This window comes from Pseudomonas sp. AC355, assembly GCF_979258205.1.
The window spans coordinates 4,092,861-4,116,703 of record NZ_OZ409843.1; the positions used below are offsets into that span (position 1 = coordinate 4,092,861).

Below are 23,843 nucleotides of genomic sequence, written 5' to 3' on the forward strand. Positions count from 1 at the left end.
GGTTGAAAAACATACAGATCGCTGCAGGCTGCGTTTTATAAGGCCTGTGGATACATATGCACAGCTTGTGCAGCGAGTGCTGCACTGCGAATGTGTGTAAGTGATGGGCCAACGTATTGATATAGAACATTTTTTGTACGAAAGCCGTCAGGTGCCGGGGTGTCTGCCCTGTAGGCCCTTGCCGACAGCTTATCCACATACTCATCCCCGATAGCTGGGGATAGTCTCATCGGTTATCCCCAGTTGTTGAAAATGGGCACTTGCTGCAATCGCCGGCAGTCGTATTGGCTGATGGGGCGATCTGCCCACATGGAGAGCTGAATGACTCTAGCAAAGCCCTTGCGTTACCTGGCCTTGATCGTGCCGTTATTAGGCCTGACCGCTTGTTCGACAGTGGACATCCTCAACGCCCTGGCGCCGGGTGGTGCCAGCAAGGTCAAGGGTGTGGCCTATGGCAGCGGGCCGCGGCAGTTACTGGATATCTACCGGCCCGCCAACCTGCTAGAGCCTGCTCCGGTGGTGCTGTTCTTTTATGGCGGGAGCTGGAACTCAGGCGCGCGTGGTGACTATGCCTTTGTTGGCGAGGCCTTGGCGGCACGTGGCATCGTCACAGTGATCGCCGATTACCGGCTTTATCCACAGGTGCGCTATCCGGAGTTTCTGCGCGATAACGCCGCCGCCCTGGCCTGGACGCTGCAGGAGGTGCAGCTCTATGGTGGCGATCCGCAGCGGTTATTCCTGATGGGCCACAGCTCCGGGGCCTACAACGCGGCGATGCTGGCGCTGGATCCGCGTTGGCGTGGGCAGGTGGGCGTGCCTGAGGGCGCGATCAAAGGCTGGATTGGCCTGGCCGGGCCCTATGACTTTCTGCCCATCGAGAACCCCGAGGTAAAACCGGTGTTCTTTCACCCCCACTCCCCGGCGGATTCGCAGCCCATCAATCAGGTGCATGCCGGTACACCGCCCGCCTTGCTGATGGCCGCTAACGACGATGAATTGGTCGACCCGCAACGCAACAGCGCTGGCCTGGCCAAACGCTTGCGCGAGGCCGGCGTACCTGTCCAGGAGCGCTACTACAGCAGGCCCAGCCATCGCACCCTGGTTGCTTCATTGACCTGGCCACTGCGCTGGCTGGCGCCAACGCTGGATGAAACCGTGGCGTTTATCCATGAGCCACCGCATTAAGAGGGCGTACGGAGCGCATGCTTGGTGATGCACTCGGCGGATTACGCCTGCGGCTAATACGTCCTACGTACGGCACGCTTTTGTAGGCGTCGCACCCTCGCGGCGATGCATGGGCATACACCGGATCTTCCAGAATGGCCGCTATTGCATAGCGCCGGGGGAGCGACCACAGGTTAGGCCAGCCCGTCAGGCCGCCATGACCTCGCGGATATCCGCTGCCAACTGGCGGACGCGGGCTTCTTCGGTGTCCCAGGAACACATGAAGCGTGCGCCACCGGCACCGATGAAGGTGTAGAAGCGCCAGCCGCGAGCGGTCAGGGCGGCGAGGGCAGGTTCGGACATCTGCAGGAACACGCCGTTGGCTTCCACCGGGAACATCAGGCTGACGCCGGGCACGTCTTCCACCAGCCTGGCGAGTAGTTGTGCACAGTGGTTGGCGTGATTGGCATAGCGCAGCCAGGCGTCGTTCTGCAGGATGCCGACCCAGGGCGCCGACAGATAGCGCATCTTCGAGGCCAGCTGTCCGGCCTGTTTGCAGCGGTAGTCGAAGTCTTCGGCGAGGTCGCGGTTGAAGAACAGGATCGCCTCGCCGACCGCCATGCCGTTCTTGGTGCCGCCGAAGCAGAGCACGTCGACACCGGCTTTCCAGGTCAGCTCAGCCGGGCTGCAGCCGAGGAAGGCGCAGGCGTTGGAGAAGCGTGCGCCGTCCATGTGCAGGTGCAGGCCGAGTTCCTCGCAGGTCTGGCTGATCGCCTGGATTTCTGCGGGGCTGTAAACGGTGCCGACTTCGGTGGCTTGGGTCAGGGTGACCACCCGCGGTTTGGGGTAGTGGATGTCCTTGCGTTTGAGAGCGATCTCGCGGATCGAGGCGGGCGTCAGTTTGCCCTGCTCGGTGTGGGCGGTGAGCAGCTTGGAGCCGTTGGAGAAGAATTCCGGCGCTCCGCATTCGTCGGTCTCGACGTGGGCGGTCTCCGAGCAGATCACGCTGTGGTAGCTCTGGCATAGCGCGGAGAGGGCCAGGGAGTTGGCGGCGGTGCCGTTGAAGGCGAAGAACACGTCGCAGTCGGTTTCGAACAGGCTGCGGAAGTGGTCGGCGGCGCGAGCCGTCCATTCGTCATCGCCATAGGCGCGCTGGTGGCCTTGATTGGCTTCTGCCATGGCTTCCCAGGCCTCGGGGCAGATGCCCGAGTAGTTGTCGCTGGCGAATTGCTGGGAATTGTCGGGCATTGGAAAATCCTTGTCTGCTGCGCCCCAACCGGGCGTATGCCGCTACTTTAGCCCGCCTTGGCTAGCCTTAGAACTCGCTGGCGCGACATATTGTTCAGGGCTCGTCGAGGGCAATCATTCTGAACTCACGGCGGTCTGTGGGCTCACAAAGCAGAGAGTCGTAATCAAAGACTCACCGATTCCACGCTACAGGAGCCCACCATGAGCTACCGTCATCTGATCGCACTTTTCGCACCGCTCGCCTTCGCCCTACCGGCCGTGGCAGCCGAACCCTGGTCCCTGAAGCCAAGTCGACCTTCGTGCAGGAATGCGTGAAAGGCGCTCAGTCCGGCCACTCTCAGGAACAACTCACGGCGTTCTGCGATTGCGCCGCGACCAAGGTCAGCGAAGAGTTCAGCGAGGCCGAAATGGCCGAGATGAGCAAGCAGGTTCCGCCGGATGCCGCGCTGCAGCAGCGCCTGGTCACGGCCTCGAGCAGCTGCAACGCCAAACTGCAGTAAGCCTCGAACCGGCGGCGCAGGGTTCAGCCCTGCGCCTCCTTCTGATTTGCGTCGAGGCAGCCACAGCCTCTACCGTGCAGCCTCATCTCCCAGTGTGACGCGTGCACATGCCTCCAGCACCACTTGCTCAGCCAATGCCTTTCGGCCGTGACGCGGCCCTTGATCTGATCAAATGGCTGGCGCTGCTGACCATGCTGATCGATCACCTGCGCCATGTCTGGCCCTCCCTGTATTTCCTCTACGTACCTGGCCGCCTGGCCTTTCCGCTGTTCTGTCTGGCCATCGCCGCCAACGTCGCACGGCCGAGAGTGGGCGATTCCAGTGCTGTCTCGCTGAGTTATCTCGGCTGGTTGCTACTGTTCTCGCTGCTTTCCGAATGGCCCTATCGACTGCTGGTGCCCACGGCGGAATCGCTCAATGTGCTGCCGACCCTGGTGCTCGGCCTGCTGATCGCCAACGCCGTGCAGCGCCCGCAGCCCCAGGCCTGCTGGTTGGGTGGGGCGGCGCTTTTGATCGCCGCGTTCGGCCATGAGTGGCTGATGTTCGGCGCTTTCGGCGCGGTGTTGCCGGCGGCTTTCCTGCTGGCGCTGCGCAAGCCTTATGGCGCCTGGCTGCTGCCGATGTTGTGCTGCCTGGCGGCCAACTACTGGGCGCCGTTCTACCGTGACGCGACCCGGGGCGACCCGTTCGCCTGGAGCGTGCTTGCCATCTGCCTGTTCGCCCCGCTGATCGGCCTGCTGCTGTTGCGCGCGCGTCCGCCATTCCCGGTACCGCCGGTACGACGCTGGGCCTATCTGTTCTACCCAGGGCACTTTCTCGCGCTGGTCGCACTGCGGTTCATCTGAGTTTGCGGCATGTGCAATTGCGACACTCGGTCATGTCGCAAACGCAATCTCCCGTGGCGTGCATAGGCATCTGGTTCTCGAGGGCGAGTCATACCATCGCTGCAACAAGACTCATATCGAGCAACCGAGCCAGATGCGGCGCCTTCAGGCGCTTCGGGGAGATACGTGATGTTCAGCAAGCAAGATCAGATTCAGGGCTACGATGACGCACTGCTCAGCGCGATGAATGCCGAGGAGCGTCGTCAGGAACATCACATCGAACTGATCGCCTCGGAAAACTACACCAGCAAGCGGGTGATGGAGGCGCAGGGCAGCGGGCTGACCAACAAGTACGCCGAAGGCTATCCGGGCAAGCGCTATTACGGCGGTTGCGAGCATGTGGATAAAGTCGAGGCGCTGGCCATCGAGCGTGCCAAACAGCTGTTCGGCGCCGATTACGCCAACGTGCAGCCGCACTCCGGTTCCTCGGCCAACTCCGCCGTGTACCTGGCGCTGTTGCAGCCCGGCGACACCATTCTCGGCATGAGCCTGGCCCACGGCGGCCACCTGACCCACGGTGCCAAGGTCAGCTCGTCCGGCAAGCTGTACAACGCCGTGCAGTACGGCATCGATACCGACACCGGGCTGATCGACTACGACGAGGTCGAGCGCCTGGCCCTCGAGCACAAGCCGAAGATGGTCGTAGCTGGCTTCTCCGCTTACTCCAAGACCCTGGATTTCCCGCGTTTTCGCGCCATCGCCGACAAGGTCGGCGCCTACCTGTTCGTCGACATGGCCCACGTTGCCGGTCTCGTTGCGGCTGGCTTGTATCCGAATCCGATTCCCCTCGCGGACGTGGTCACCACGACCACCCACAAGACCCTGCGCGGGCCCCGTGGCGGCCTGATCCTCGCCAAGGCCAACGAAGAGATCGAGAAGAAACTCAACGCTGCGGTATTCCCCGGTGCCCAGGGCGGCCCGTTGATGCATGTGATCGCCGGCAAGGCGGTGTGCTTCAAGGAGGCGCTGGAGCCAGGCTTCAAGGACTACCAGGCGCAGGTCATCAAGAACGCCCAGGCCATGGCCGAGGTGTTCATCGAGCGTGGTTTCGATGTGGTGTCCGGTGGTACCGACAACCACCTGTTCCTGCTCTCGCTGATCAAGCAGGGCATCACCGGCAAGGATGCCGACGCAGCCCTCGGGCGCGCTGGCATCACGGTGAACAAGAACGCCGTGCCCAACGATCCGCAGTCACCGTTCGTGACCTCCGGGCTGCGTATCGGCACCCCTGCGGTCACCACCCGCGGCTTCAAGGAAACTCAGTGCCGTGAACTGGCAGGCTGGATAAGCGACATCCTCGAGCACCTTGGCGATGCCGATGTCGAGGCCCAGGTGGCCGGCCTGGCTGCCGGGCTGTGTGCCGACTACCCGGTGTATCGCTAACGCATCGTCGTTGTCGTGGCAGCCGGCTCGCTGGCGATCGGTCTTACCGGTCGCCAGCGAGCCGGCTCCTACGTTGGAACAGAATTCAGGAGTCCCCCATGCAGCGCTATTCCGGCTTCGGCCTGTTCAAGCATTCCTTCAGTCACCACGAAAACTGGCAACGCATGTGGCGCAACCCGACTCCCAAGCCGGCGTACGACGTGATCATCGTCGGCGGTGGCGGGCATGGCCTGGCTACCGCCTACTACCTGGCCAAGGAGTTCGGCGTGAAGAACGTCGCCGTGGTCGAGAAGGGCTGGCTGGGCGGTGGCAACACCGCACGTAACACCACCATCGTGCGTTCCAACTACCTGTGGGACGAGTCCGCGCACCTCTACGAGCACGCAATGAAGTTGTGGGAAGGTCTATCGCAAGACCTGAACTACAACGTCATGTTCTCCCAGCGCGGTGTGTTCAACCTCGGTCATACGCTGCAGGACATGCGCGACATCGAGCGCCGCGTCAGCGCCAACCGTCTCAATGGGATCGATGGCGAGGTGGTCGATGCCAAGCAGGTGGCGGAGATGATTCCCTACCTCGATTGCTCGAAGAACACCCGTTACCCGGTACTCGGTGCTTCGCTGCAACGCCGTGGTGGCGTTGCCCGTCACGACGCCGTGGCCTGGGGTTTCGCCCGCGCCGCCGACGCCCTGGGTGTCGACCTGATCCAGCAGACGGAAGTCATTGGCTTTCGCAAGCAGGACGGCGCGGTAATCGGCGTGGAAACCAGCAAGGGCTTCATCGGCGCCAAGCGCGTCGGCGTGGTCGCCGCCGGTAACTCAGGTCACCTGGCCAAGCTCGCCGGCTTCCGCCTGCCGCTGGAATCACACCCGCTGCAGGCGCTGGTTTCCGAGCCGATCAAGCCCATCATCGACACGGTGATCATGTCCAACGCCGTACACGGTTACATCAGCCAGTCGGACAAGGGCGACCTGGTCATCGGCGCCGGGATTGACGGCTACAACGGCTACGGCCAGCGCGGCTCCTATCCGACCATCGAACACACCCTGCAGGCCATCGTCGAGATGTTCCCGGTGCTCTCGCGCGTGCGCATGAACCGTCAGTGGGGCGGCATCGTCGACACCACACCGGACGCCTGCCCGATCATCGCCAAGACCCCGGTAAAGAACCTGTTCTTCAACTGCGGCTGGGGCACCGGTGGCTTCAAGGCCACGCCAGGCTCGGGCAACGTGTTCGCGGCCTGCCTGGCCAAGGGCGAGATGCATCCGCTGGCCAAGGCTTTTTCCATCGAGCGCTTCCACAACGGTGCGCTGATCGACGAGCACGGCGCAGCCGGTGTGGCGCACTGATTTTGGCGCCCTCTCTCGCTGAGAGAGGGACGATGGTTTTCTGGAGGTACCGAACATGTTGCACATCTTCTGCCCACACTGTGGCGAACTGCGTTCCGAAGAAGAATTCCATGCTGGCGGCCAGGCGCACATTCCCCGCCCGCTGGATCCGAACGCCTGCACCGATGCGCAGTGGGGCGAGTACCTGTTCTTCCGCGACAACCCGCGTGGCATCCACCACGAGCTGTGGATTCACGCAGCAGGCTGCCGTCAGTACTTCAACGTCACCCGCCACACGGTGAGCTACGAGATTCTCGAAACCTACAAGATCGGCGAGCGCCCCAGCGTCACTGAGGCTTCGCTCGCCGAGAAGAAGGCCGTCGACCAAGGAGTAACGGCATGAGCCAGGTCAATCGTCTTTCCCAGGGTGGCCGCATCGATCGCAGCCAGCCGCTGACCTTCAGCTTCAACGGCCAGACCTACCAGGGTTATGCCGGCGACACCCTGGCCGCCGCGCTGCTGGCCAACGGCGTCGACGTGATCGGCCGCAGCTTCAAGTACTCGCGCCCGCGCGGCATCGTTGCCGCCGGCGCCGAAGAGCCCAATGCCGTGCTGCAGATCGGTTCCGCCGAAGCGGCGCAGATCCCCAACGTGCGGGCAACCCAGCAGGCGCTGTACGCGAACCTGACGGCCACCAGCACCAACGGCTGGCCGAGCGTCAACACCGACCTGATGGGGATTCTCGGCAAGGTCGGCGGCGGCATGATGCCGCCCGGTTTCTACTACAAGACCTTCATGTACCCGCAGAACCTCTGGCTGACGTACGAGAAGTACATCCGCAAGGCTGCAGGCCTCGGTCGCTCGCCGAAAGAAAACGACCCGGACATCTACGACTACCTGAACCAGCACTGCGACGTACTGGTGGTCGGTGCCGGCCCTGCCGGTCTCGCTGCAGCCCTGGCCGCTGGGCGCAGTGGCGCCCGGGTCATTCTCGCGGATGAACAGGAAGAGCTCGGCGGCAGCCTGCTCTCTACCCGCGAGATGCTCGACGACATGCCAGCTGCCGAGTGGGCCGCCAAGGCCATCGCCGAGCTGCAGGCCATGCCGGAAGTGACCCTGCTGGCGCGTGCCACGGTCAACGGTTACCACGACCACAACTTCCTCACCATCCACCAGCGCCTCACCGACCACCTCGGTGAAGTCGCGCCAATGGGCCAACCGCGCCAGCGCCTGCACCGTGTGCGTGCCGGTCGCGTGGTGCTGGCCACCGGCGCCCACGAGCGCCCGCTGGTGTATGCCAACAACGACGTGCCCGGCAACATGCTGGCCGATGCCGTGTCGACCTACGTGCGCCGCTATGGTGTGGCGCCCGGGCAGAAGCTGGTGCTGTCGACCAACAACGATTACGCCTACCGCGTGGTGCTCGACTGGCTCGACGCCGGTCGCCAGGTGGTGGCCGTGGCGGACGCCCGCAGCAACCCGCGCGGCAGCTGGGTCGAGGAAGCGCGCCGACGTGGCGTGCGCGTGCTCACCAGCAGCGGTGTGGTCGAGGCGCGTGGCAGCAAGCGTGTCACCGGTGCGCGCATCTGCGCCATCGACGCTGCCAGGCACAAGGTCACCAGCCCGGGCGAGACCCTCGACTGCGACCTGATCGTCAGCTCTGGCGGCTACAGCCCGGTGGTGCACCTGGCGTCGCACCTTGGTGGTCGTCCGGTCTGGCGTGAAGACATTCTTGCTTTCGTGCCGGGTGACGGTTTCCAGAAACGTCATTGCGCCGGTGCCGTGAACGGTGTGTTCGGCATGGGCGACAGCCTCGCCGATGGTTTCGAAGCCGGTGCCAAAGCGGCCGCGGAAGTGGGCTTCCAGCCGGTGAGCGGCACGCTGCCGAAAGCCGAGAAGCGCATCGAGGAAGCGTCGATTGCGCTGTTCCAGGTGCCGCACGACAAGAACACCGCACGTGCGCCCAAGCAGTTCGTCGATCAGCAGAACGACGTCACCGCCGCCGGTATCGAGCTGGCCACCCGTGAGGGTTTCGAGTCGGTCGAGCACGTCAAACGCTACACCGCGCTGGGTTTCGGCACCGACCAGGGCAAGCTGGGCAACATCAACGGTCTGGCCATCGCCGCCCGTTCGCTGGGCATCAGCATCGCCGAAATGGGCACCACCATGTTCCGCCCGAACTACACCCCGGTGACCTTCGGCGCCATCGCCGGTCGTCATTGCGGCGATCTGTTCGAGCCCAAGCGCTACACAGCCATCCAGAAGTGGCACCTGGAAAATGGCGCCGAGTTCGAGGACGTCGGCCAGTGGAAGCGCCCCTGGTACTTCCCGAAAAAAGGTGAAGACCTGCACGCCGCCGTGGCCCGCGAGTGCCTGGCCGTGCGTAACGCGGTGGGCATTCTCGACGCCTCGACCCTGGGCAAGATCGACATTCAGGGCCCGGATGCGCGCGAGTTCCTCAACCGCGTGTACACCAACGCCTGGACCAAGCTGGACGTGGGCAAGGCCCGCTACGGCCTGATGTGCAAGGAAGACGGCATGGTCTTCGACGACGGCGTAACGGCCTGTCTGGCCGACAACCATTTCCTCATGACCACCACCACTGGCGGCGCTGCCCGCGTGATGGAGTGGCTGGAGATCTACCACCAGACCGAATGGCCGGAGCTGAAGGTGTACTTCACTTCAGTGACCGACCACTGGGCGACCATGACCTTGTCCGGCCCCAACAGCCGCAAGCTGCTGGCCGAAGTTACCGACATCGACCTGGACAAGGACGCCTTCCCGTTCATGACCTGGAAGGAAGGCACTGTCGGCGGCGTGCCGGCTCGGGTATTCCGGATCTCCTTCACCGGTGAGCTGAGCTACGAAGTCAACGTGCAGGCCAACTATGCCCTGGGCGTATGGGAGAAGATCATCGCCGCCGGCCAGAAGCACGGCCTGACTCCATACGGCACCGAGACCATGCACGTGCTGCGTGCCGAGAAGGGCTTCATCATCGTCGGCCAGGACACCGACGGCTCCGTCACCCCGGACGACCTGAACATGGGCTGGTGCGTGGGGCGTACCAAACCGTTCTCCTGGATCGGCTGGCGCGGTATGAATCGCGAAGACACCCTCAAGGAAGGCCGCAAGCAACTGGTCGGCCTCAAGCCGGTGGATCCGAACAAGGTACTGCCAGAAGGCGCGCAGCTGGTCTTCGACCCCAAGCAGCAGATTCCGATGACCATGGTTGGCCACGTCACCTCCAGCTACATGAGCGCCGCGATGGGCCATTCCTTCGCCATGGCCCTGGTCAGGGGCGGCCTCAAGCGCATCGGCGAGCGCGTCTTCGCGCCGCTGGTCGATGGCAGCGTGATCGAAGCCGAAATCGTCAGCTCCGTGTTCTATGACCCGAAAGGGGATCGCCAGAATGTCTAACGCCAATCTTTATCAGCAACGCCCTGCCGACATCGCCGGGCAGTCGTCCCTGCACCATGCCGGGTTGCACGAATTGGCCGGCAAGGGCCGCCAGGGCGCTGGCGTCACCCTGCGCGAGAAGAGCCTGCTGGGCCATCTGGTCCTGCGTGGCGACGCCGACGATGCCAATTTTGCCGGCGGTGTACACAAGGCCCTCGGCCTCGAGCTGCCGGGCGCACTGACCCTAGTGGCCAACGGCGATACCTCGCTGCAGTGGCTGGGCCCGGACGAATGGCTGCTGATCGTGCCAGGCGGCAGCGAGTTCGAGGTCGAGCGCACGCTGCGCGAGACGCTGGATGGTCAGCATATTTCGGTGGTCAACGTCAGCGGAGGGCAGACCCTGTTGGAGCTGCGTGGGCCCAAGGTGCGCGAGCTGCTGATGAAGTCCAGCAGCTACGACGTTCACCCGAAAAACTTTCCGGTGGGCAAGGCGGTAGGCACGGTGTTCGCCAAGTCCCAACTGGTGATTCGCCGCACCGGGGAGGAGACCTGGGAACTGCTGATTCGCCGCAGCTTCTCTGACTACTTCTGGCTGTGGCTGCAGGATGCCAGCGCCGAGTACGGGTTGGCTGTGGAGGCCTGAGGTCTCGTTGCTGTAACCCACTGTGGGAGCGGGCCATGCCCGCGAAAAATCGCGGGCATGGACTAGGCTTCCCCGCCCGTTCCCGCAGAATAAATGCTGACCGTCGCTTCTGCTTTAGCTTCACCACTCCCAAAGGCTACGCACAAGCGCAGCCGATGACGCTCCCCGTCGTGCACTGCCGGCCGGCGCATGGGAGCGATCACCACAAGGAATCGCTTTCATGAGCCGCACCCCCGATACCTGGATTCTCACCGCCCATTGCCCGAGCCTGCTGGGTACCGTGGATGTGGTCACCCGCTACCTGTTCGAGCAGGGCTGTTACGTCACCGAGCACCACAGTTTCGATGATCGGCTGGCCAGTCGCTTCTTCATCCGCGTCGAATTCCGCGCCCAGGCCGGTTTCGATGAAACGGCGTTTCTCGCCGGCCTTGATGAGCGCACCGCACCCTTCGAGATGCGCACAGAACTGACGCCGCCGGGTTACCGCGCCAAGGTGGTGATCATGGTCTCCAAGGCCGATCATTGCCTCAACGACTTACTCTACCGTCAGCGCACCGGCCAGTTGCCGATGGACATCACCGCCATCGTCTCCAATCACCCTGATCTCAAGCCGCTGGCCGACTGGCACGGCATCCCCTATCACCACTTTGCCCTCGACCCCAACGACAAGCCGGCGCAGGAGCGCAGGGTGATGCAGGTGGTCGAGGACACCGGCGCCGAACTGGTGGTGCTCGCCCGTTACATGCAGGTGTTGTCCGCCGAGCTGTGCCGCAAGCTCGATGGCCGGGCGATCAACATCCATCACTCGCTGCTGCCCGGCTTCAAGGGTGCCAAGCCCTATCACCAGGCGTATCAGAAGGGCGTGAAGCTGGTCGGCGCCACCGCGCACTTCATCAACAACGATCTCGACGAGGGGCCGATCATCACCCAGGGTGTAGAAAGCGTCGATCATGCGCACTACCCCGAGGATCTGGTAGCCAAAGGCCGGGATATCGAGTGCCTGACCCTGGCTCGTGCCGTCAGTTATTTTCTCGAGCGACGGGTTTTCCTCAACGCCAATCGTACCGTGGTGCTCTGAGGGCATCTTTGCCGCGCATAGAACACCGACTGTCGGTTCTGTACCCACGGAACTGCCAGGCGCTGGCTACTCTCCCCTGACCCGCGTTCGACGACAGATCGTCGACACGCCCACTCGGTAGCCGTCCTGCCCTTACCGGCGGGTGCCGAGACAGACGCTTCAATACTCCCTTGCAAGGCCTGCGTGCCTTGTATCCACAACAAGAAAGGAGATGCATATGTCTGGTAATCGCGGTGTCGTCTATCTCGGCACAGGCAAGGTCGAAGTCCAGAAGATCGACTATCCGAAGATGCAGGACCCGCGTGGTCGCAAGATCGAGCACGGGGTCATCCTCAAGGTGGTTTCCACCAATATCTGCGGCTCTGACCAGCACATGGTGCGCGGGCGCACCACCGCCCAGGTCGGCCTGGTGCTCGGCCACGAGATCACCGGTGAGGTGATCGAGAAGGGTAGCGATGTCGAGAACCTGAAGATCGGTGATCTGGTGTCCGTGCCCTTCAACGTCGCCTGTGGCCGCTGCCGCTCCTGCAAGGAACAACACACCGGCGTCTGCCTGACGGTCAACCCGGCGCGTGCCGGTGGCGCCTATGGCTATGTGGACATGGGTGACTGGACCGGAGGCCAGGCCGAGTACGTGCTGGTGCCCTACGCCGACTTCAACCTGCTCAAGCTGCCGGATCGCGACAGGGCGATGGAAAAGATCCGCGACCTGACCTGCCTGTCCGACATTCTGCCCACCGGCTACCACGGCGCCGTCACGGCGGGCGTAGGGCCGGGCAGCACCGTATACGTGGCGGGTGCAGGCCCGGTCGGCCTGGCCGCAGCGGCTTCGGCGCGGCTGCTGGGCGCTGCAGTGGTGATCATCGGTGACGTCAATCCGGTGCGCCTGGCCCATGCCAAGGCGGTTGGCTTCGAGATCGCCGACCTGTCCAAGGACACGCCGCTGCACGAGCAGATCGCCGACCTGCTCGGTGAGCCGGAAGTGGATTGCGCCGTCGACGCGGTGGGCTTCGAGGCCCGCGGTCATGGGCATGCCGGCGCCCAGCACGAAGCGCCTGCCACGGTGCTCAACTCGTTGATGGGCGTGGTGCGGGTGGCCGGCAAGATCGGTATTCCCGGCCTCTACGTCACCGAAGACCCGGGCGCGGTGGACGCGGCAGCGAAGATCGGCAGCCTGAGCATCCGCTTCGGCCTCGGCTGGGCCAAGTCGCACAGCTTCCATACCGGGCAGACACCGGTGATGAAGTACAACCGTGCCCTGATGCAAGCGATCATGTGGGATCGCATCAACATCGCCGAAGTGGTTGGCGTGCAGGTCATCAGCCTGGAGGACGCGCCACGCGGTTACGGCGAGTTCGATGCTGGCGTGCCGAAGAAATTCGTCATCGACCCGCATAAGACCTTCAGTGCTGCCTGATGCAAATAAGCGGAGCCTTAGGGCTCCGCTTCCACCTTTACGTGATCCTTTTCTTCCGGCGGCATACTCGGCTGCTACCCTGTCTGGCTCAACCTGCAGGAGCAACTCATGAGCTTTGACCGACGGATTTCCCTGATTACCCTTGGCGTGGTGGACGTACAAGCCAGCGCCGCCTTTTACGAACGGCTGGGTTGGACGCGCTCGTCCGCTTCCCAGGAAAAGATCGTATTCATCAAGCTCAAAGGGCTCGCGCTGGGGCTGTTCTCGCGGGACGAACTGGCCAAGGATGCCAACCTGCCCGAGGCCGGGCCTGTGGGCTTCTCCGGCATCACCCTGGCGCACAATCTGGAAAGCCCCGAAGCCGTGGATGCGGCCATGGCGCTTGCTGTTGCCTCGGGCGGACGGCAGGTCAAAGCGCCTGAAAAGGTATTTTGGGGCGGTTACTCCGGCTACTTCGCCGACCCGGACGGCCATCTTTGGGAATTGGCGCACAACCCCTTCGCGCCGCTGGACGAGGCGGGCCATATGATCCTGCCGGACTGATGCACCGGGCCTGGTCGTAGCAGATTCAGGCCGCGCTCTCCTGCTTCAATTGCTCGATCAATGCATCCTTCTCTTCCCATAAAGCGCTGACCCAGTTCTGCACGTACAGGCGGAATTCGGCATCGTTCTGGTAGTCGCCCTGCCAGAGCGCGGGATCGAGCGCGCGCGTGCGGATATCCATGATGACTCTCGGTACCTGTCCGCTGATCAGCTTCCAGAAACCGGGCGGCGTTTCTTCCGAGTAGACGATGGTGACGTCGAGAATGGCGTCCAGCTGTTCGCCCAGCGCTGCCAGCACGAAGGCCACGCCGCCGGCCTTGGGCTTGAGCAAATAGCGATAGGGCGAGCCCTGCTGTGCCTGTTTGGCCGGGGTGCAGCGCGTACCTTCTAGGTAATTGACCACGGTGACTGGCAGCTCGCGAAACTTCTCGCAGGCGCGTCGGGTGATATCCAGATCCTGGCCCTTGAGGTGCGGATACTTTTCCAGTTTGGCCTTTGAGTAGCGCTTCATGAACGGATAGTCCAGCGCCCAGAACGCCAGGCCGAGGAAGGGCACCCAGATCAGTTGCTGCTTGAGGAAGAACTTGAAGTAGGGCGTCTTGCGGTTGAACGCCTGTACCAGCGCTGGAATGTCGACCCACGACTGGTGATTGCTGATGACCAGGTAGGAGGTGTCCTGATGCAGTTCGCCGCCGCCGCGAATATCCCACCGGGTCGGGGTGAGCGCCGCGAAGATGCGTTTGCAGTTTTCGGCCCAGAACTCGGCGACCCACATCACCTGGCGTGAGCAGGCGGCCTTGAGTGCTTTGCCCGGCAGCACGAACTTGCCGATGGCGATAATCAGCATCGGCCCGATCAGGATCAGGGTGTTGAGCAAGAGCAGGAAAATAACGGTGAGGCCGGTGAGCAGACGGCGCATGACAGCTCCTTGTGGGCACGAGGTGTTCATCATAGGCAGACAGCAGGCTGGCGCCAAATCGCTCTGCCGGACAAGGCGTTACTGGATGTCCCTTGAGGCGGTGGTTGGTTTCAGTAAGTTAAAAGCGGACATCCGGGATCGTGTAGGAGCGGCTTTAGCCGCGAGCCCTTTACGCCTATACAGGCACAATCGCGGCTAAAGCTCCTCCCACGAGATCACGAACGGACGGTATCGCTACCGAGCCGCCAGCTCAGAACAACCTGGCCAGCAGAGCCGTCACCGCTGTCTCTACCCGCAGGATGCGCTCGCCGAGCTGCACCGGCTGCAGGCCGGCCTCAGCCAGTTTCTCCACCTCGTAGGGAATCCAACCGCCCTCGGGGCCGATGGCCAGAGTCACCGGTTGTTCAACGGCGCGGGGGCAAGCCGGGTAGCAGCCGGGGTGGCCGGTCAGGCCGAGAGTGCCTGCCGCCAACTGTGGCAGGCGATCTTCGACGAAGGGCTTGAAGCGCTTTTCGATGATCACCTCGGGCAGCACCGTATCGCGGGCCTGCTCCAGGCCAAGAATCAGCTGTTCTCGAATCGCCGCCGGTTCGAGAAAGGGTGTCTGCCAGAAGCTCTTTTCCACCCGGTAGCTGTTGAGCAGGATCAGCCGTGGCACGCCCATGGCGGCGACGCTTTGCAGCACACGCTTGAGCATCTTCGGTCGGGGCAGGGCGAGCAGCAGGGTGATCGGCAGCTTGGCGGGTGCTGGCTGGTCGAAGTTGACCTGCAGCTCGGCGCTGTTGGCGTCCAGCTGCAGCAACTGGCCACTGCCCATGGCGCCGCCGAGGCGGCCGACCCGCAGGGTGTCGCCGTTCTCGGCGCGGTGCACTTCGTGCAGGTGGGTCAGGCGCCGGCCGTCCAGGCGCACTCGGTCGGCGGCGATGAAGTCGCCGTCCTCGAGCAACAGCAGATTCATGGCTGAGTGCTGGGCGGCTGGTCGACCGGCGCTTCATCCTCATCAGGGTCGGGCTCACCACGCCGTGTGCGGATCAGGCTACCGGCAATGATGCCCAGCTCGAACAGCAGCCACATCGGCACGGCCAGCAGGGTCTGCGAGAAGATGTCCGGTGGGGTCAGGATCATGCCGAGCACGAAGCAGCCGATTATCACGTAAGGGCGGATTTTGCGCAGATAGGCGACGTCGACGATGCCGATCCAGATCAGCAGTACCACGGCCACCGGCACTTCGAAGGCAAAGCCGAAGGCGAAGAACAGGGTCATGATGAAATCGAGGTAACTGGCGATATCGGTCATCATCGACACGCCTTCGGGCGTTACGCTGGCGAAGAAGTGGAAGATGATTGGAAAGACCAGAAAGTAGGCAAAAGCCACCCCCGCATAGAACAGCACGATGCTGGAGATCAGCAACGGGATGGCGATGCGTTTCTCATGCTTGTAGAGGCCCGGGGCTATAAACCCCCAGATTTGATGCAGGATCACTGGCATGGCCAGGAATACGGCAACCAGCATCGTCAGCTTGAACGGGGTGAGGAACGGCGACGCCACATCGGTGGCGATCATCGTTGCGCCTTCCGGCAGGTACTGACGCAGTGGTGCAGAAACCAGGGTGTAGATCTGCTGTGTGAAGTAGAACAGACCGGCGAAGAGCAGGAAGATAGCGGCTACGCAACGCAGCAGGCGCGTACGCAACTCGGCAAGATGAGAAACCAGCGGCATTTCCTGGTCGTTGTCAGAGAGTCGACTCATGGTTGCGGCGTCTTGTCCTGGCTGGCGACGGGCGCCGGGGCTGGCGTTGAGATCGGGGTGGGCGTAACAGCCGATCCCGCCGCGGGTTCGGCAACGGGCGCTGAAGGCTCCGTGGGGAGCGGCGTCTGGGCCTGTGGAGCGGGCGTGCTTGGCGGCAGAATGTCATTCTTTACCGCTTGCATTTCCTTCTCCAGCTCAAGGATGTGCTCGTTATGCAGCTGGCGACGGATCTCGTCGGCGCCGATTTCACGCTCGACCTCCGACTTGATCGCATTGAAGCTGCGTTTGATACGGCCAATCCATAGCCCAGCGGTGCGCGCGGCGCCGGGCAGGCGCTCGGGCCCGAGCACCAGCAAGGCGATCAGACCGACCACCAGCAGCTCGCTGAAACTGATACCGAACATGCTCTGGCCTCAGTCTTTACGCAGGGGTTCTTCGACCTTGCTGGCCTGGCCTTCCACGGTGTGTGGCTGGTTCAGCGGCGCTTGCTGCTGATAAGGCTGTTGCGGCTGTTGCGCTTGCGGTTCGGCCGGCTTGCCCTCGTCTTCGTTCATCGCCTTGCGGAAACCCTTGATGGTTTCACCGACGTCGGAGCCGAGGTTCTTGAGTTTCTTGGTGCCGAACACCAGCACGACGACGATAAGGATGACTACCCAGTGTTTCCAATCGAAAATGCCCATGCTGCATTGTCCTCGTCAGAGTCTTTATTAAGTGTCGCTGTCGCTGTCGCTTCGTGCGGCTTTTTCCGCATGCCCGGACAGGCCGAAACGGCGATCCAGTTCATCCAGTACCGCCTGCGGGTGCTGATCCAGCGCGGCCAGCATGACCATGCTGTGGAACCACAGGTCGGCAGTTTCGTAGATCAGATCGCTGCAGTCACCGCTGGTGGCAGCGTCCTTGGCGGCAAGAATGGTTTCCACCGATTCTTCGCCCACCTTCTCCAGGATCTTGTTCAGACCCTTGTGGTACAGGCTGGCCACGTAGGAGCTGTCTGGGGCCGCGCCCTTGCGCGACTCCAGCACCTCGGCCAAGCGCTTGAGGGTATCAGTCATGGCGGTGTTCCGGTGTATATATGGTGTGCGGATCTTTCAAGACGGAATCGACGGTCTTCCACGCGCCATTCTCGAATACCCGGTAGAAGCAACTTTCGCGCCCGGTATGGCAAGCGATGCCGCCGAGCTGTTCAACCTTTAACACGATTACGTCGGCGTCACAGTCCAGACGCAGCTCGTGGAGCTTCTGCACATGACCGGATTCCTCGCCCTTGCGCCACAGCTTGCCACGCGAGCGTGACCAGTAGATGGCGCGCTGCTCGCTGGCAGTCAGGGCCAATGCTTCGCGGTTCATCCAGGCCATCATGAGGATGCGCCCGGTCTGGTGATCCTGGGCGATGGCCGGCACCAGGCCGTCTTCGTTCCAAGTGACTTCATCTAACCAGTTGTTCATTGCTTTTCCGTATTCGAGACGCGGCGTTTCGTTGCAAGTGTGCCAGCCAGGGCGCTGGCTGGCTATCGGCGCACGATCAGGTACAGACCACTGGCGGTCATCAGCCAGGCTGGCCAGGCGATGGCCGGTTCACTCAGGTTGGCCATGCCCAGGGCCAGCACCACACCGCCGCCGATCAGCGCGGCGCCGATCAGTCGTACCGCCCAGCCGTCACGCTCGCGCCATGGCGGTGGTGGATCTTTGGCATGCGGCTGAGCCATGCGTTCGAGCAGGCTGCGGGTCATGTTGGCCAGGTGCGGCACTTGCTCGACCTGACTCTGCAGGTTTTGCAGCAGGTTGCGCGGGCTGACGCGTTGGCGCATCCAGCGCTCGAGGAACGGCTGAGCGGTGGTCCACAGATCCAGATCAGGGTACAACTGGCGACCCAGGCCTTCGATATTCAGCAGGGTCTTCTGCAGCAACACTAGCTGCGGCTGCACTTCCATATTGAAGCGCCGCGCGGTCTGGAACAGGCGCATCAACAGCAGACCGAAGGAGATGTCCTTGAGAGGGCGTTCGAAGATCGGTTCGCACACGGTACGGATCGCCGCTTCGAAATCGTTGACCTGGGTTTCTTGCGGCACCCAGCCAGAGTCGATGTGCAACTGCGCCACCTTGCGGTAGTCACGCTTGAAGAAGGCCACCAGATTGCGCGCCAGGTAATCCTGATCCTCGGGGGTGAGGCTGCCGATGATGCCGCAGTCGATGGCGATGTACTGCGGGTTCCACGGCGTTCGCGTGCTGACGAAGATGTTGCCCGGGTGCATGTCGGCATGGAAGAAACTGTGGGTGAACACCTGGGTGAAGAAAATCTCCACGCCGCGTTCGGCCAACAGTTTCATGTCGGTGCGCTGGTCGGCCAGAGTCGCCAGATCGGTGACCTGGATGCCGTAGATGCGCTCCATGACCAACACCTTGGGGCGGCACCAGTCCCAATACACCTGGGGCACGTAGAGCAGATCCGAGCCCTCGAAGTTACGTCGCAACTGGCTGGCGTTGGCCGCCTCGCGCAGCAGGTCGAGTTCGTCGTAGATGGTCTTCTCGTAATCGCTGACCACGTCCACAGGGTGCAGGCGACGGGCTTCGCTCGAGGCGCGCTCGGCCAGTTTGGCGAGCAGGAACAACCAGGCCATGTCGGCGCGGATAATCGGCTTGAGGTTCGGGCGAACCACTTTGACCACTACTTCTTCACCGCTTTTCAGCTGCGCCGCGTGCACCTGGGCGACCGAGGCCGAGGCCAGCGGTTCGGTGTCGAAACGGGCGAACGCTTGGCTGACCGGCATGCCGAGTTGTTCCTCGATCAGCGCCAGCGACTTGGCCGGGTCGAACGGCGGTACGCGATCCTGCAGGTGGGTCAGTTCGTCAGCGATATCCGGCGGGAGTAGGTCACGGCGGGTGGACAGCAACTGGCCGAATTTGATGAAAATCGGCCCCAATTCTTCCAGGGCCAAGCGCAGGCGCTGACCGCGATTGAGCGGCGAAGCCTTGCGCGGCAGCCAGCGCCAGGGCAGCAGGAAGCGCGGCGCGCGCAGCCAGAAGGGCAGCGGCAGGGCGAACAGCAGGTCATCCAGGCGGTAGCGGATAACCACGTAGAGGATGCGCAGCAGGCGACGAAGGGCAAGCAGCTTCATGCGATGGGCTTATGGCGTTGGGCGAGGCGCTCGATGCGCGCGTCGAGACGGTCGAGGGAAAGTTTCAGGGCATCCAGTTCGGCAAAGCGTGCGTCGGCCTCACGGTGACCAACCAGGGTGCGTGATTCTTCACTGAGGTAATCGGCCAGGCTCAGTTGCAGGCTGTGCAGAGTGTCCCGCGTCCAGCCCGTGCGGCTGCGCAGGTGGCCGGCCAGCAGTGGCGTGGCGATCGGGCCGAGCCAGCGTGACAGCTCGTATTCCCAATCCAGCTCAAGATCCTGCAACACGCCGGCCAGCTCCAGCAGCACGCCACTTTCGCCGTCCAGATCGACCTCTGGCGTGTGCAGCACGGCCTGCTTGTCCTTGGCCAGCGCCAGGCTCAGCAGAGAACTGGCTGGCGCGCGCAGGGTGCAGTCGACTTGCCCCGCCCATTGGCTGGCCAGGCGCAGGCCTTCACCGTCGGCGAGGATGAACAACTGGAACGCTGGTGCGCGCGACTCGACCGCGATCACCCGGCCATGCAGCCGGGTCAGGCGCGGCAGGGCAGTGCTGTCCAGCGCGAGTACGCGGTTAAGGCCGCGCTCGACGCCGGCGAACAGGGCCTGGCTCAGCATCAGGGCTTGATACCGCGGTGCAGCGCGACGATGCCGCCGGTCATGTTGTGGTAAGTCACGCGGTCGAAGCCTGCGGTCTCCATCATCGCCTTGAGGGTGTCTTGATCCGGGTGCATGCGGATCGACTCGGCCAGGTAGCGATAGCTTTCGGCGTCGTTGGTCACCAGCTTGCCCACGAGCGGCATGAAGTTGAACGAGTAGGTGTCGTAGACCTTGGACAGCAGGGTGCTTTTCGGCTTGGAGAACTCCAGCACCAGCAAACGACCGCCGGGCTTGAGTACACGCAGCATCGAGGCGATAGCGGCGTCTTTGTGAGTCACGTTGCGCAGGCCGAAGGCGATGGTCACGCAGTCGAAATGGTTATCTGGAAAGGGCAGCTTTTCGGCGTCGGCCTGGACGAAGGCGATGTTGCCCGACACACCGCGGTCGAGCAGGCGGTCACGGCCGACCTTAAGCATCGAGGCGTTGATATCGGCCAGTACCACTTCGCCGGTATCGCCGACGATACGTGAGAACTTACGCGCCAGATCGCCCGTGCCGCCGGCGATATCCAGCACGCGGTTGCCGCTGCGTACGCCGGACAGCTCGATGGTGAAACGCTTCCACAGACGGTGCATGCCGCCGGAAAGCAGGTCGTTCATCAGGTCGTACTTGGCGGCTACCGAGTGGAATACTTCGGCGACCTTGTCCGCCTTGCGGCTTTCCGGAACGTCCTGGAAACCGAAGTGAGTGGTGGGTTCGCTGCCGTCGTTCTTGCGCGGATCGTTCATGTCACCCTTTCCTGAAATCCGAGAGGCTTGGCGCCGTTTTAAAAGCCTATGAGCTAAAGCCATGCGAGGCACTGTCGCCAGTGGGGCCAGCGGCTGGCCCGCAGCATGGTTTCGACAGGCTCTAGTCAGCCGAGTGCCCGCATTCTAAACCTAAAAGCCGGGCACAGGCGCACGCCGGTAGTGGCCCACCGGGCGCTTCTTGTATATTCCCCCGCCAGCGATTTCAGTCAGGAGAGCCATGATGGCCAGAATTACCGTCGACCGCCCCCATAACCTGGGCGTCGAAGCCGCCCGCGGCAAGGCCGAACAACTGGCCGAGCGCCTGGCGCGCGAATACGACGTGCGCTACCAGTGGAACGGCGACACGCTGGAGTTCAAGCGCAGCGGCGCCGACGGTCGGATCGAGGTCAGTGAGGATCGGGTCAACCTGCAACTCAATCTTGGCCTGCTGCTTTCGGTGCTGAGCGGCAAGATCAAGAGTGAAATCGAAGAGGTGTTGGACAAGGAATTGCAGGCCTGACTTGGGTTACAGGTTTGATCGGTATACACAGCGTGCCCTGGAGGCACCGCTGTAACACTCGCGGTTTAAGCAAAACGTAATCAATGGAATCGCATCATTTGCTTTTTGTGCGTTAAGTAGAGGTGACCCTCTTCCTGTACGCGGTGTAGCCAAATAGTCAGAGTTGATTCACTGATTCCGACTCCATTGATTCCGTGATAATGCCGGCGAGTATCCGGTACAGCTGTGAGGGCGATACAGGTTTGTGCAGCAGCGGCACACCGCTGTCGCGGGTCTCGCGCAAGCGCTCCGGGGCCGTGTCGCCGGTGATGATCAAGGCCGGCACCTGCCACCCAAGCGCCTGGCGCACTTGGTTTATAGCCTGGGCGCCAGTCTGGTTCTCGCGTAGACGGTAGTCGCTGATCAGCATCTGTACGGGCCACTGGTTGACCACTTCCAGCGCTTCCTCGATACGTTCCACCGCCCGGCACTCGCAGCCCCAGTTCTGTAGCAACTGCTGCATGCCCTGGCGGACGATTGCATCGTCTTCGATCACCAGTACGCGCAAGCCCTGCAGTCGATCCGACTGTTGTTGCGGAGCGCCGGGCAAGGCGAATGCATCTTCACTGAGGCCGGCCCTGACCAGCGGCAGGCGCACGCGAAAGATGCTGCCGCGCCCTGGTTTCGAGACCAGTGTCAGGCCATGCCCCAACGAGCGGGCCAGCCCATCGGTGATCGCCAGCCCGAGGCCCAGCCCCTTGAGGCGGTCACGTTCGGGATTACCCAACTGGTGAAATTCGCGAAAAACCTCGCTTTGTTGTTCCGGTGCGATACCGATACCGGTGTCGATGACCTCGATCTGTACCTCGTCGCCGCGCTTGCGACAGGCAATCAGCAAACCGCCTGTGTCGGTATAGCGGATCGCATTGGTGATCAGGTTACGCAGCATCAATTCCAGCAGGTTGGGGTCGGAGCTCACCGCCAGCGATGTTTCGCGACAGCGGTAAACGATGTCCTTGGCATCCGCCAGGCTGCCCAGTTCGTTTTCCAGTTTGTTGAGCAGTGGCTGCAGGCGGAACGCCTTGCGCTGAGGCTCGATCACCCCGGCTTCGATACGTGAGAAATCCAGCAGGGTATTGAGCATCTGCGCGCTGGCCTGGCTGGCGGTTCGTGCATTGCCCAATACCTTGTGCTGCATCTCCGACAGCTCACTACGCGCCAGCACCTCGAGGAACAGCTCCTGGGCATGCACGGGCTGGCGCAGATCATGGCTGGCTGCAGCGAGGAATTTCGACTTGGCCAGGTTGGCCTCTTCGGCCTTGGCGCGGGCCTGCTCGGCACGCTCCGATTCAATCCGCAGTTGCTCGACCAGATCGAGATTCTCGAAGCGCAGGGCAATGGAGCGTTGCGACGAGCGCTGCGCCAGCAGAGCCTGGCCAAACTGGCCGATGACGTACAGGGTGCAGCCGATGGCCAGCATCGTGTACGAGTTGCCCTCGATCAGCCACAGCTTGGTGTTGATGGCCCCCAACTGCGCGAACTGCATGCTCGCATACAGTGGGAACACCGGCGCCAGCAGCGAGACCGCGTTGCCGCTGACCCCGGCCAGCGACGCCATGGCCAGTAATTGCTCGGGTAATGAAGCCTGGCCCATGACGATCCAGGCCAGCGCGCCCCAGGCCAGCCCTTCGAACACCTTGATGATGCTCATGCGCAGGATCAGGTGCGCCGTATTGTCGGGCGTCACGCCGCGGCGCAAGGCCAGCATCGCGTAGCTCACACAGAGCACCCGGCCGCATACCACCATGGCGAACCAGATGAACAACACCTGACGGTTCTCGGGCGTTTGGAGCGCGATCACGAGAATCAGCGCGAGCGCCGTGCCCAGGTACAGCGAGTTCTTCATGCCGATGAACACCAGGCGCACCTGTTCGACGCGAATATCCCTGTTTCGATCTTCACTGAGGGGCGGGGTGTTCAATGAATCAGCCCACGGCGGCGCGCGACGAAGGCCGCCTCGGAGCGGCTGGACACCTGCAAGGCTGCCAACGTGGCCTGCACATGGCCGCGCACGGTGTTTTCAGAAAGGTTGAGGCGCCTGCCGATCATCTTGTTCGAGAGCCCCTGGCAGAGTAGGTCGAGCACTTCGCATTGCCTTGGCGTCAGGCGGGTCGCCAGGCTGTCGCCGTCCGCAGACGGCGCTGGGTGATCCTCGAACAGCACCTGGCCAGCGAGAACCTGGGCGATCAGCTCCAGCATCCGGGTGGGTGTTTCAGCCTTGCAGATGAACCCGTGGGCGCCTCGCTCCAGCGCATCGCGCACCACCTGACCATCCTGTATCGCTGAGACCATCACCACTTTTGCCAAGGGCCACTTGCGCTTGAGCAGGGCGATGCCATCCAGGCCGTTGAGGCCGTCGAGCTGCACATCAAGCAACAACAGATCGAAGGCCTCGCTCGGGCAGAGCAACGCCTGCTCCATCGAGGCCGCCTCGGCAATCTCCACATCGCCCAGGCCGGCGGCCAGCACCATGCCGATCCCGGAGCGGAACAGCGCGTGATCATCGATAAGCAGCAGGCGTTTGGTCATGCT

General features: G+C 62.8%; 25 protein-coding genes. 12 read left to right on the top strand and 13 right to left on the bottom strand.

Going from position 1 to position 23,843, the window contains the following annotated elements:
- Nucleotides 1-321 precede the first annotated feature (321 nt).
- The gene (locus ACZ0AI_RS19150; RefSeq protein WP_463563231.1) at nt 322-1,185 is read left to right on the top strand and encodes an alpha/beta hydrolase; all 864 of its coding nucleotides are present in this window, start codon (nt 322-324) and stop codon (nt 1,183-1,185) included.
- A gap of 186 nt (nt 1,186-1,371) precedes the next feature.
- Here the strand turns inward: ACZ0AI_RS19150 and ACZ0AI_RS19155 are convergent, their stop codons facing one another.
- On the bottom strand, nt 1,372-2,412 hold the full coding sequence (locus ACZ0AI_RS19155) for a threonine aldolase family protein (RefSeq protein WP_463563232.1): 1,041 nt from the start codon (nt 2,410-2,412) through the stop codon (nt 1,372-1,374).
- A gap of 311 nt (nt 2,413-2,723) precedes the next feature.
- On the opposite strand from ACZ0AI_RS19155, the gene ACZ0AI_RS19160 reads away from it, so the two are divergent.
- The 10 genes from ACZ0AI_RS19160 to ACZ0AI_RS19205 all read left to right on the top strand — a co-directional run bounded on the left by ACZ0AI_RS19160 (nt 2,724) and on the right by ACZ0AI_RS19205 (nt 13,584).
- Nucleotides 2,724-2,912: a hypothetical protein gene (locus ACZ0AI_RS19160; RefSeq protein ID WP_463570064.1), complete on the top strand. Its 189-nt coding sequence runs from the start codon at nt 2,724-2,726 to the stop codon at nt 2,910-2,912.
- 107 nt (nt 2,913-3,019) lie between these two features.
- Nucleotides 3,020-3,757 (top strand): TraX family protein, encoded by a 738-nt coding sequence (locus ACZ0AI_RS19165; RefSeq protein ID WP_463563234.1) that lies wholly within the window; start codon nt 3,020-3,022, stop codon nt 3,755-3,757.
- A 168-nt stretch (nt 3,758-3,925) separates the two neighbouring features.
- Nucleotides 3,926-5,179 (top strand): serine hydroxymethyltransferase, encoded by a 1,254-nt coding sequence (gene glyA / locus ACZ0AI_RS19170; RefSeq protein ID WP_463563235.1) that lies wholly within the window; start codon nt 3,926-3,928, stop codon nt 5,177-5,179.
- Between the two features lie 98 nt (nt 5,180-5,277).
- Nucleotides 5,278-6,528 carry a sarcosine oxidase subunit beta family protein gene (locus tag ACZ0AI_RS19175; protein ID WP_463563236.1) on the top strand — a complete coding sequence of 417 codons (1,251 nt, stop codon included), beginning with the start codon at nt 5,278-5,280 and terminating at the stop codon, nt 6,526-6,528.
- Between the two features lie 55 nt (nt 6,529-6,583).
- Complete coding sequence (locus ACZ0AI_RS19180; protein ID WP_042553864.1) at nt 6,584-6,910, top strand: sarcosine oxidase subunit delta; 327 nt, start codon at nt 6,584-6,586, stop codon at nt 6,908-6,910.
- Nucleotides 6,907-9,924: a sarcosine oxidase subunit alpha gene (locus ACZ0AI_RS19185; RefSeq protein ID WP_463563237.1), complete on the top strand. Its 3,018-nt coding sequence runs from the start codon at nt 6,907-6,909 to the stop codon at nt 9,922-9,924. The genes ACZ0AI_RS19180 and ACZ0AI_RS19185 overlap by 4 nt, the downstream gene beginning before the upstream one ends.
- Nucleotides 9,917-10,546, top strand: a complete 630-nt coding sequence (locus ACZ0AI_RS19190) for a sarcosine oxidase subunit gamma (RefSeq protein WP_225836200.1) — start codon at nt 9,917-9,919, stop codon at nt 10,544-10,546. Before ACZ0AI_RS19185 ends, ACZ0AI_RS19190 begins: the two co-directional genes overlap by 8 nt.
- 220 nt (nt 10,547-10,766) lie before the next feature.
- A complete protein-coding gene (gene purU, locus ACZ0AI_RS19195) occupies nt 10,767-11,624 on the top strand; it encodes a formyltetrahydrofolate deformylase (protein ID WP_463563238.1) in 858 nt (285 codons plus the stop codon).
- Between the two features lie 217 nt (nt 11,625-11,841).
- Nucleotides 11,842-13,041 (top strand): formaldehyde dehydrogenase, glutathione-independent, encoded by a 1,200-nt coding sequence (fdhA, locus tag ACZ0AI_RS19200; protein WP_463563239.1) that lies wholly within the window; start codon nt 11,842-11,844, stop codon nt 13,039-13,041.
- Nucleotides 13,042-13,149: 108 nt separating this feature from the next.
- Nucleotides 13,150-13,584 carry a VOC family protein gene (locus tag ACZ0AI_RS19205; protein ID WP_463563240.1) on the top strand — a complete coding sequence of 145 codons (435 nt, stop codon included), beginning with the start codon at nt 13,150-13,152 and terminating at the stop codon, nt 13,582-13,584.
- A gap of 25 nt (nt 13,585-13,609) precedes the next feature.
- Here ACZ0AI_RS19205 and ACZ0AI_RS19210 read toward each other — a convergent pair whose 3' ends face one another.
- The 10 genes from ACZ0AI_RS19210 to ubiE all read right to left on the bottom strand — a co-directional run bounded on the left by ACZ0AI_RS19210 (nt 13,610) and on the right by ubiE (nt 20,752).
- Nucleotides 13,610-14,503, bottom strand: a complete 894-nt coding sequence (locus ACZ0AI_RS19210; RefSeq protein ID WP_463563241.1) for an acyltransferase — start codon at nt 14,501-14,503, stop codon at nt 13,610-13,612.
- Nucleotides 14,504-14,753: 250 nt separating this feature from the next.
- Nucleotides 14,754-15,461, bottom strand: coding sequence for a 16S rRNA (uracil(1498)-N(3))-methyltransferase (locus tag ACZ0AI_RS19215; protein WP_463563242.1), 708 nt, complete (start codon nt 15,459-15,461; stop codon nt 14,754-14,756).
- Entirely contained in the window at nt 15,458-16,252 is a 795-nt protein-coding gene (gene tatC / locus ACZ0AI_RS19220; protein ID WP_463563243.1) for a twin-arginine translocase subunit TatC, read from the bottom strand. The genes ACZ0AI_RS19215 and tatC overlap by 4 nt, the downstream gene beginning before the upstream one ends.
- The gene (gene tatB, locus ACZ0AI_RS19225) at nt 16,249-16,656 is read right to left on the bottom strand and encodes a Sec-independent protein translocase protein TatB (protein ID WP_463563244.1); all 408 of its coding nucleotides are present in this window, start codon (nt 16,654-16,656) and stop codon (nt 16,249-16,251) included. Before tatB ends, tatC begins: the two co-directional genes overlap by 4 nt.
- A 9-nt stretch (nt 16,657-16,665) precedes the next feature.
- A complete protein-coding gene (locus ACZ0AI_RS19230; RefSeq protein WP_042553873.1) occupies nt 16,666-16,932 on the bottom strand; it encodes a twin-arginine translocase TatA/TatE family subunit in 267 nt (88 codons plus the stop codon).
- Nucleotides 16,933-16,959: 27 nt separating this feature from the next.
- Nucleotides 16,960-17,304: a phosphoribosyl-ATP diphosphatase gene (locus ACZ0AI_RS19235; protein WP_463563245.1), complete on the bottom strand. Its 345-nt coding sequence runs from the start codon at nt 17,302-17,304 to the stop codon at nt 16,960-16,962.
- Nucleotides 17,297-17,698: a phosphoribosyl-AMP cyclohydrolase gene (gene hisI, locus ACZ0AI_RS19240; protein ID WP_463563246.1), complete on the bottom strand. Its 402-nt coding sequence runs from the start codon at nt 17,696-17,698 to the stop codon at nt 17,297-17,299. Before hisI ends, ACZ0AI_RS19235 begins: the two co-directional genes overlap by 8 nt.
- 62 nt (nt 17,699-17,760) lie before the next feature.
- Nucleotides 17,761-19,368, bottom strand: a complete 1,608-nt coding sequence (gene ubiB / locus ACZ0AI_RS19245; protein ID WP_463563247.1) for a ubiquinone biosynthesis regulatory protein kinase UbiB — start codon at nt 19,366-19,368, stop codon at nt 17,761-17,763.
- Nucleotides 19,365-19,982 carry a ubiquinone biosynthesis accessory factor UbiJ gene (locus tag ACZ0AI_RS19250; RefSeq protein WP_463563248.1) on the bottom strand — a complete coding sequence of 206 codons (618 nt, stop codon included), beginning with the start codon at nt 19,980-19,982 and terminating at the stop codon, nt 19,365-19,367. Before ACZ0AI_RS19250 ends, ubiB begins: the two co-directional genes overlap by 4 nt.
- Nucleotides 19,982-20,752, bottom strand: coding sequence for a bifunctional demethylmenaquinone methyltransferase/2-methoxy-6-polyprenyl-1,4-benzoquinol methylase UbiE (ubiE, locus tag ACZ0AI_RS19255; protein ID WP_463563249.1), 771 nt, complete (start codon nt 20,750-20,752; stop codon nt 19,982-19,984). The genes ACZ0AI_RS19250 and ubiE overlap by 1 nt, the downstream gene beginning before the upstream one ends.
- A gap of 241 nt (nt 20,753-20,993) precedes the next feature.
- Between ubiE and ACZ0AI_RS19260 the strand changes: the two genes are divergently transcribed.
- On the top strand, nt 20,994-21,272 hold the full coding sequence (locus ACZ0AI_RS19260) for a polyhydroxyalkanoic acid system family protein (protein ID WP_463563250.1): 279 nt from the start codon (nt 20,994-20,996) through the stop codon (nt 21,270-21,272).
- A 157-nt stretch (nt 21,273-21,429) separates the two neighbouring features.
- Here ACZ0AI_RS19260 and ACZ0AI_RS19265 read toward each other — a convergent pair whose 3' ends face one another.
- Nucleotides 21,430-23,232 (bottom strand): ATP-binding response regulator, encoded by a 1,803-nt coding sequence (locus ACZ0AI_RS19265; protein ID WP_463563251.1) that lies wholly within the window; start codon nt 23,230-23,232, stop codon nt 21,430-21,432.
- On the bottom strand, nt 23,229-23,840 hold the full coding sequence (locus ACZ0AI_RS19270; protein WP_463563252.1) for a response regulator: 612 nt from the start codon (nt 23,838-23,840) through the stop codon (nt 23,229-23,231). The genes ACZ0AI_RS19265 and ACZ0AI_RS19270 overlap by 4 nt, the downstream gene beginning before the upstream one ends.
- Between the last annotated feature and the right edge of the window lie 3 nt (nt 23,841-23,843).

Excerpts from the sequence above, each read along its gene's own strand:
- ACZ0AI_RS19150 (WP_463563231.1), top strand. The coding sequence starts at position 322 with ATGACTCTAGCAAAGCCCTTGCGTTACCTGGCCTTGATCGTGCCGTTA.
- ACZ0AI_RS19155 (WP_463563232.1), bottom strand. The coding sequence starts at position 2,412 with ATGCCCGACAATTCCCAGCAATTCGCCAGCGACAACTACTCGGGCATC.
- ACZ0AI_RS19165 (WP_463563234.1), top strand. The coding sequence starts at position 3,020 with ATGCCTCCAGCACCACTTGCTCAGCCAATGCCTTTCGGCCGTGACGCG.
- glyA (WP_463563235.1), top strand. The coding sequence starts at position 3,926 with ATGTTCAGCAAGCAAGATCAGATTCAGGGCTACGATGACGCACTGCTC.
- ACZ0AI_RS19175 (WP_463563236.1), top strand. The coding sequence starts at position 5,278 with ATGCAGCGCTATTCCGGCTTCGGCCTGTTCAAGCATTCCTTCAGTCAC.
- ACZ0AI_RS19180 (WP_042553864.1), top strand. The coding sequence starts at position 6,584 with ATGTTGCACATCTTCTGCCCACACTGTGGCGAACTGCGTTCCGAAGAA.
- ACZ0AI_RS19185 (WP_463563237.1), top strand. The coding sequence starts at position 6,907 with ATGAGCCAGGTCAATCGTCTTTCCCAGGGTGGCCGCATCGATCGCAGC.
- ACZ0AI_RS19190 (WP_225836200.1), top strand. The coding sequence starts at position 9,917 with ATGTCTAACGCCAATCTTTATCAGCAACGCCCTGCCGACATCGCCGGG.
- purU (WP_463563238.1), top strand. The coding sequence starts at position 10,767 with ATGAGCCGCACCCCCGATACCTGGATTCTCACCGCCCATTGCCCGAGC.
- fdhA (WP_463563239.1), top strand. The coding sequence starts at position 11,842 with ATGTCTGGTAATCGCGGTGTCGTCTATCTCGGCACAGGCAAGGTCGAA.
- ACZ0AI_RS19205 (WP_463563240.1), top strand. The coding sequence starts at position 13,150 with ATGAGCTTTGACCGACGGATTTCCCTGATTACCCTTGGCGTGGTGGAC.
- ACZ0AI_RS19210 (WP_463563241.1), bottom strand. The coding sequence starts at position 14,503 with ATGCGCCGTCTGCTCACCGGCCTCACCGTTATTTTCCTGCTCTTGCTC.
- ACZ0AI_RS19215 (WP_463563242.1), bottom strand. The coding sequence starts at position 15,461 with ATGAATCTGCTGTTGCTCGAGGACGGCGACTTCATCGCCGCCGACCGA.
- tatC (WP_463563243.1), bottom strand. The coding sequence starts at position 16,252 with ATGAGTCGACTCTCTGACAACGACCAGGAAATGCCGCTGGTTTCTCAT.
- tatB (WP_463563244.1), bottom strand. The coding sequence starts at position 16,656 with ATGTTCGGTATCAGTTTCAGCGAGCTGCTGGTGGTCGGTCTGATCGCC.
- ACZ0AI_RS19230 (WP_042553873.1), bottom strand. The coding sequence starts at position 16,932 with ATGGGCATTTTCGATTGGAAACACTGGGTAGTCATCCTTATCGTCGTC.
- ACZ0AI_RS19235 (WP_463563245.1), bottom strand. The coding sequence starts at position 17,304 with ATGACTGATACCCTCAAGCGCTTGGCCGAGGTGCTGGAGTCGCGCAAG.
- hisI (WP_463563246.1), bottom strand. The coding sequence starts at position 17,698 with ATGAACAACTGGTTAGATGAAGTCACTTGGAACGAAGACGGCCTGGTG.
- ubiB (WP_463563247.1), bottom strand. The coding sequence starts at position 19,368 with ATGAAGCTGCTTGCCCTTCGTCGCCTGCTGCGCATCCTCTACGTGGTT.
- ACZ0AI_RS19250 (WP_463563248.1), bottom strand. The coding sequence starts at position 19,982 with ATGCTGAGCCAGGCCCTGTTCGCCGGCGTCGAGCGCGGCCTTAACCGC.
- ubiE (WP_463563249.1), bottom strand. The coding sequence starts at position 20,752 with ATGAACGATCCGCGCAAGAACGACGGCAGCGAACCCACCACTCACTTC.
- ACZ0AI_RS19260 (WP_463563250.1), top strand. The coding sequence starts at position 20,994 with ATGGCCAGAATTACCGTCGACCGCCCCCATAACCTGGGCGTCGAAGCC.
- ACZ0AI_RS19270 (WP_463563252.1), bottom strand. The coding sequence starts at position 23,840 with ATGACCAAACGCCTGCTGCTTATCGATGATCACGCGCTGTTCCGCTCC.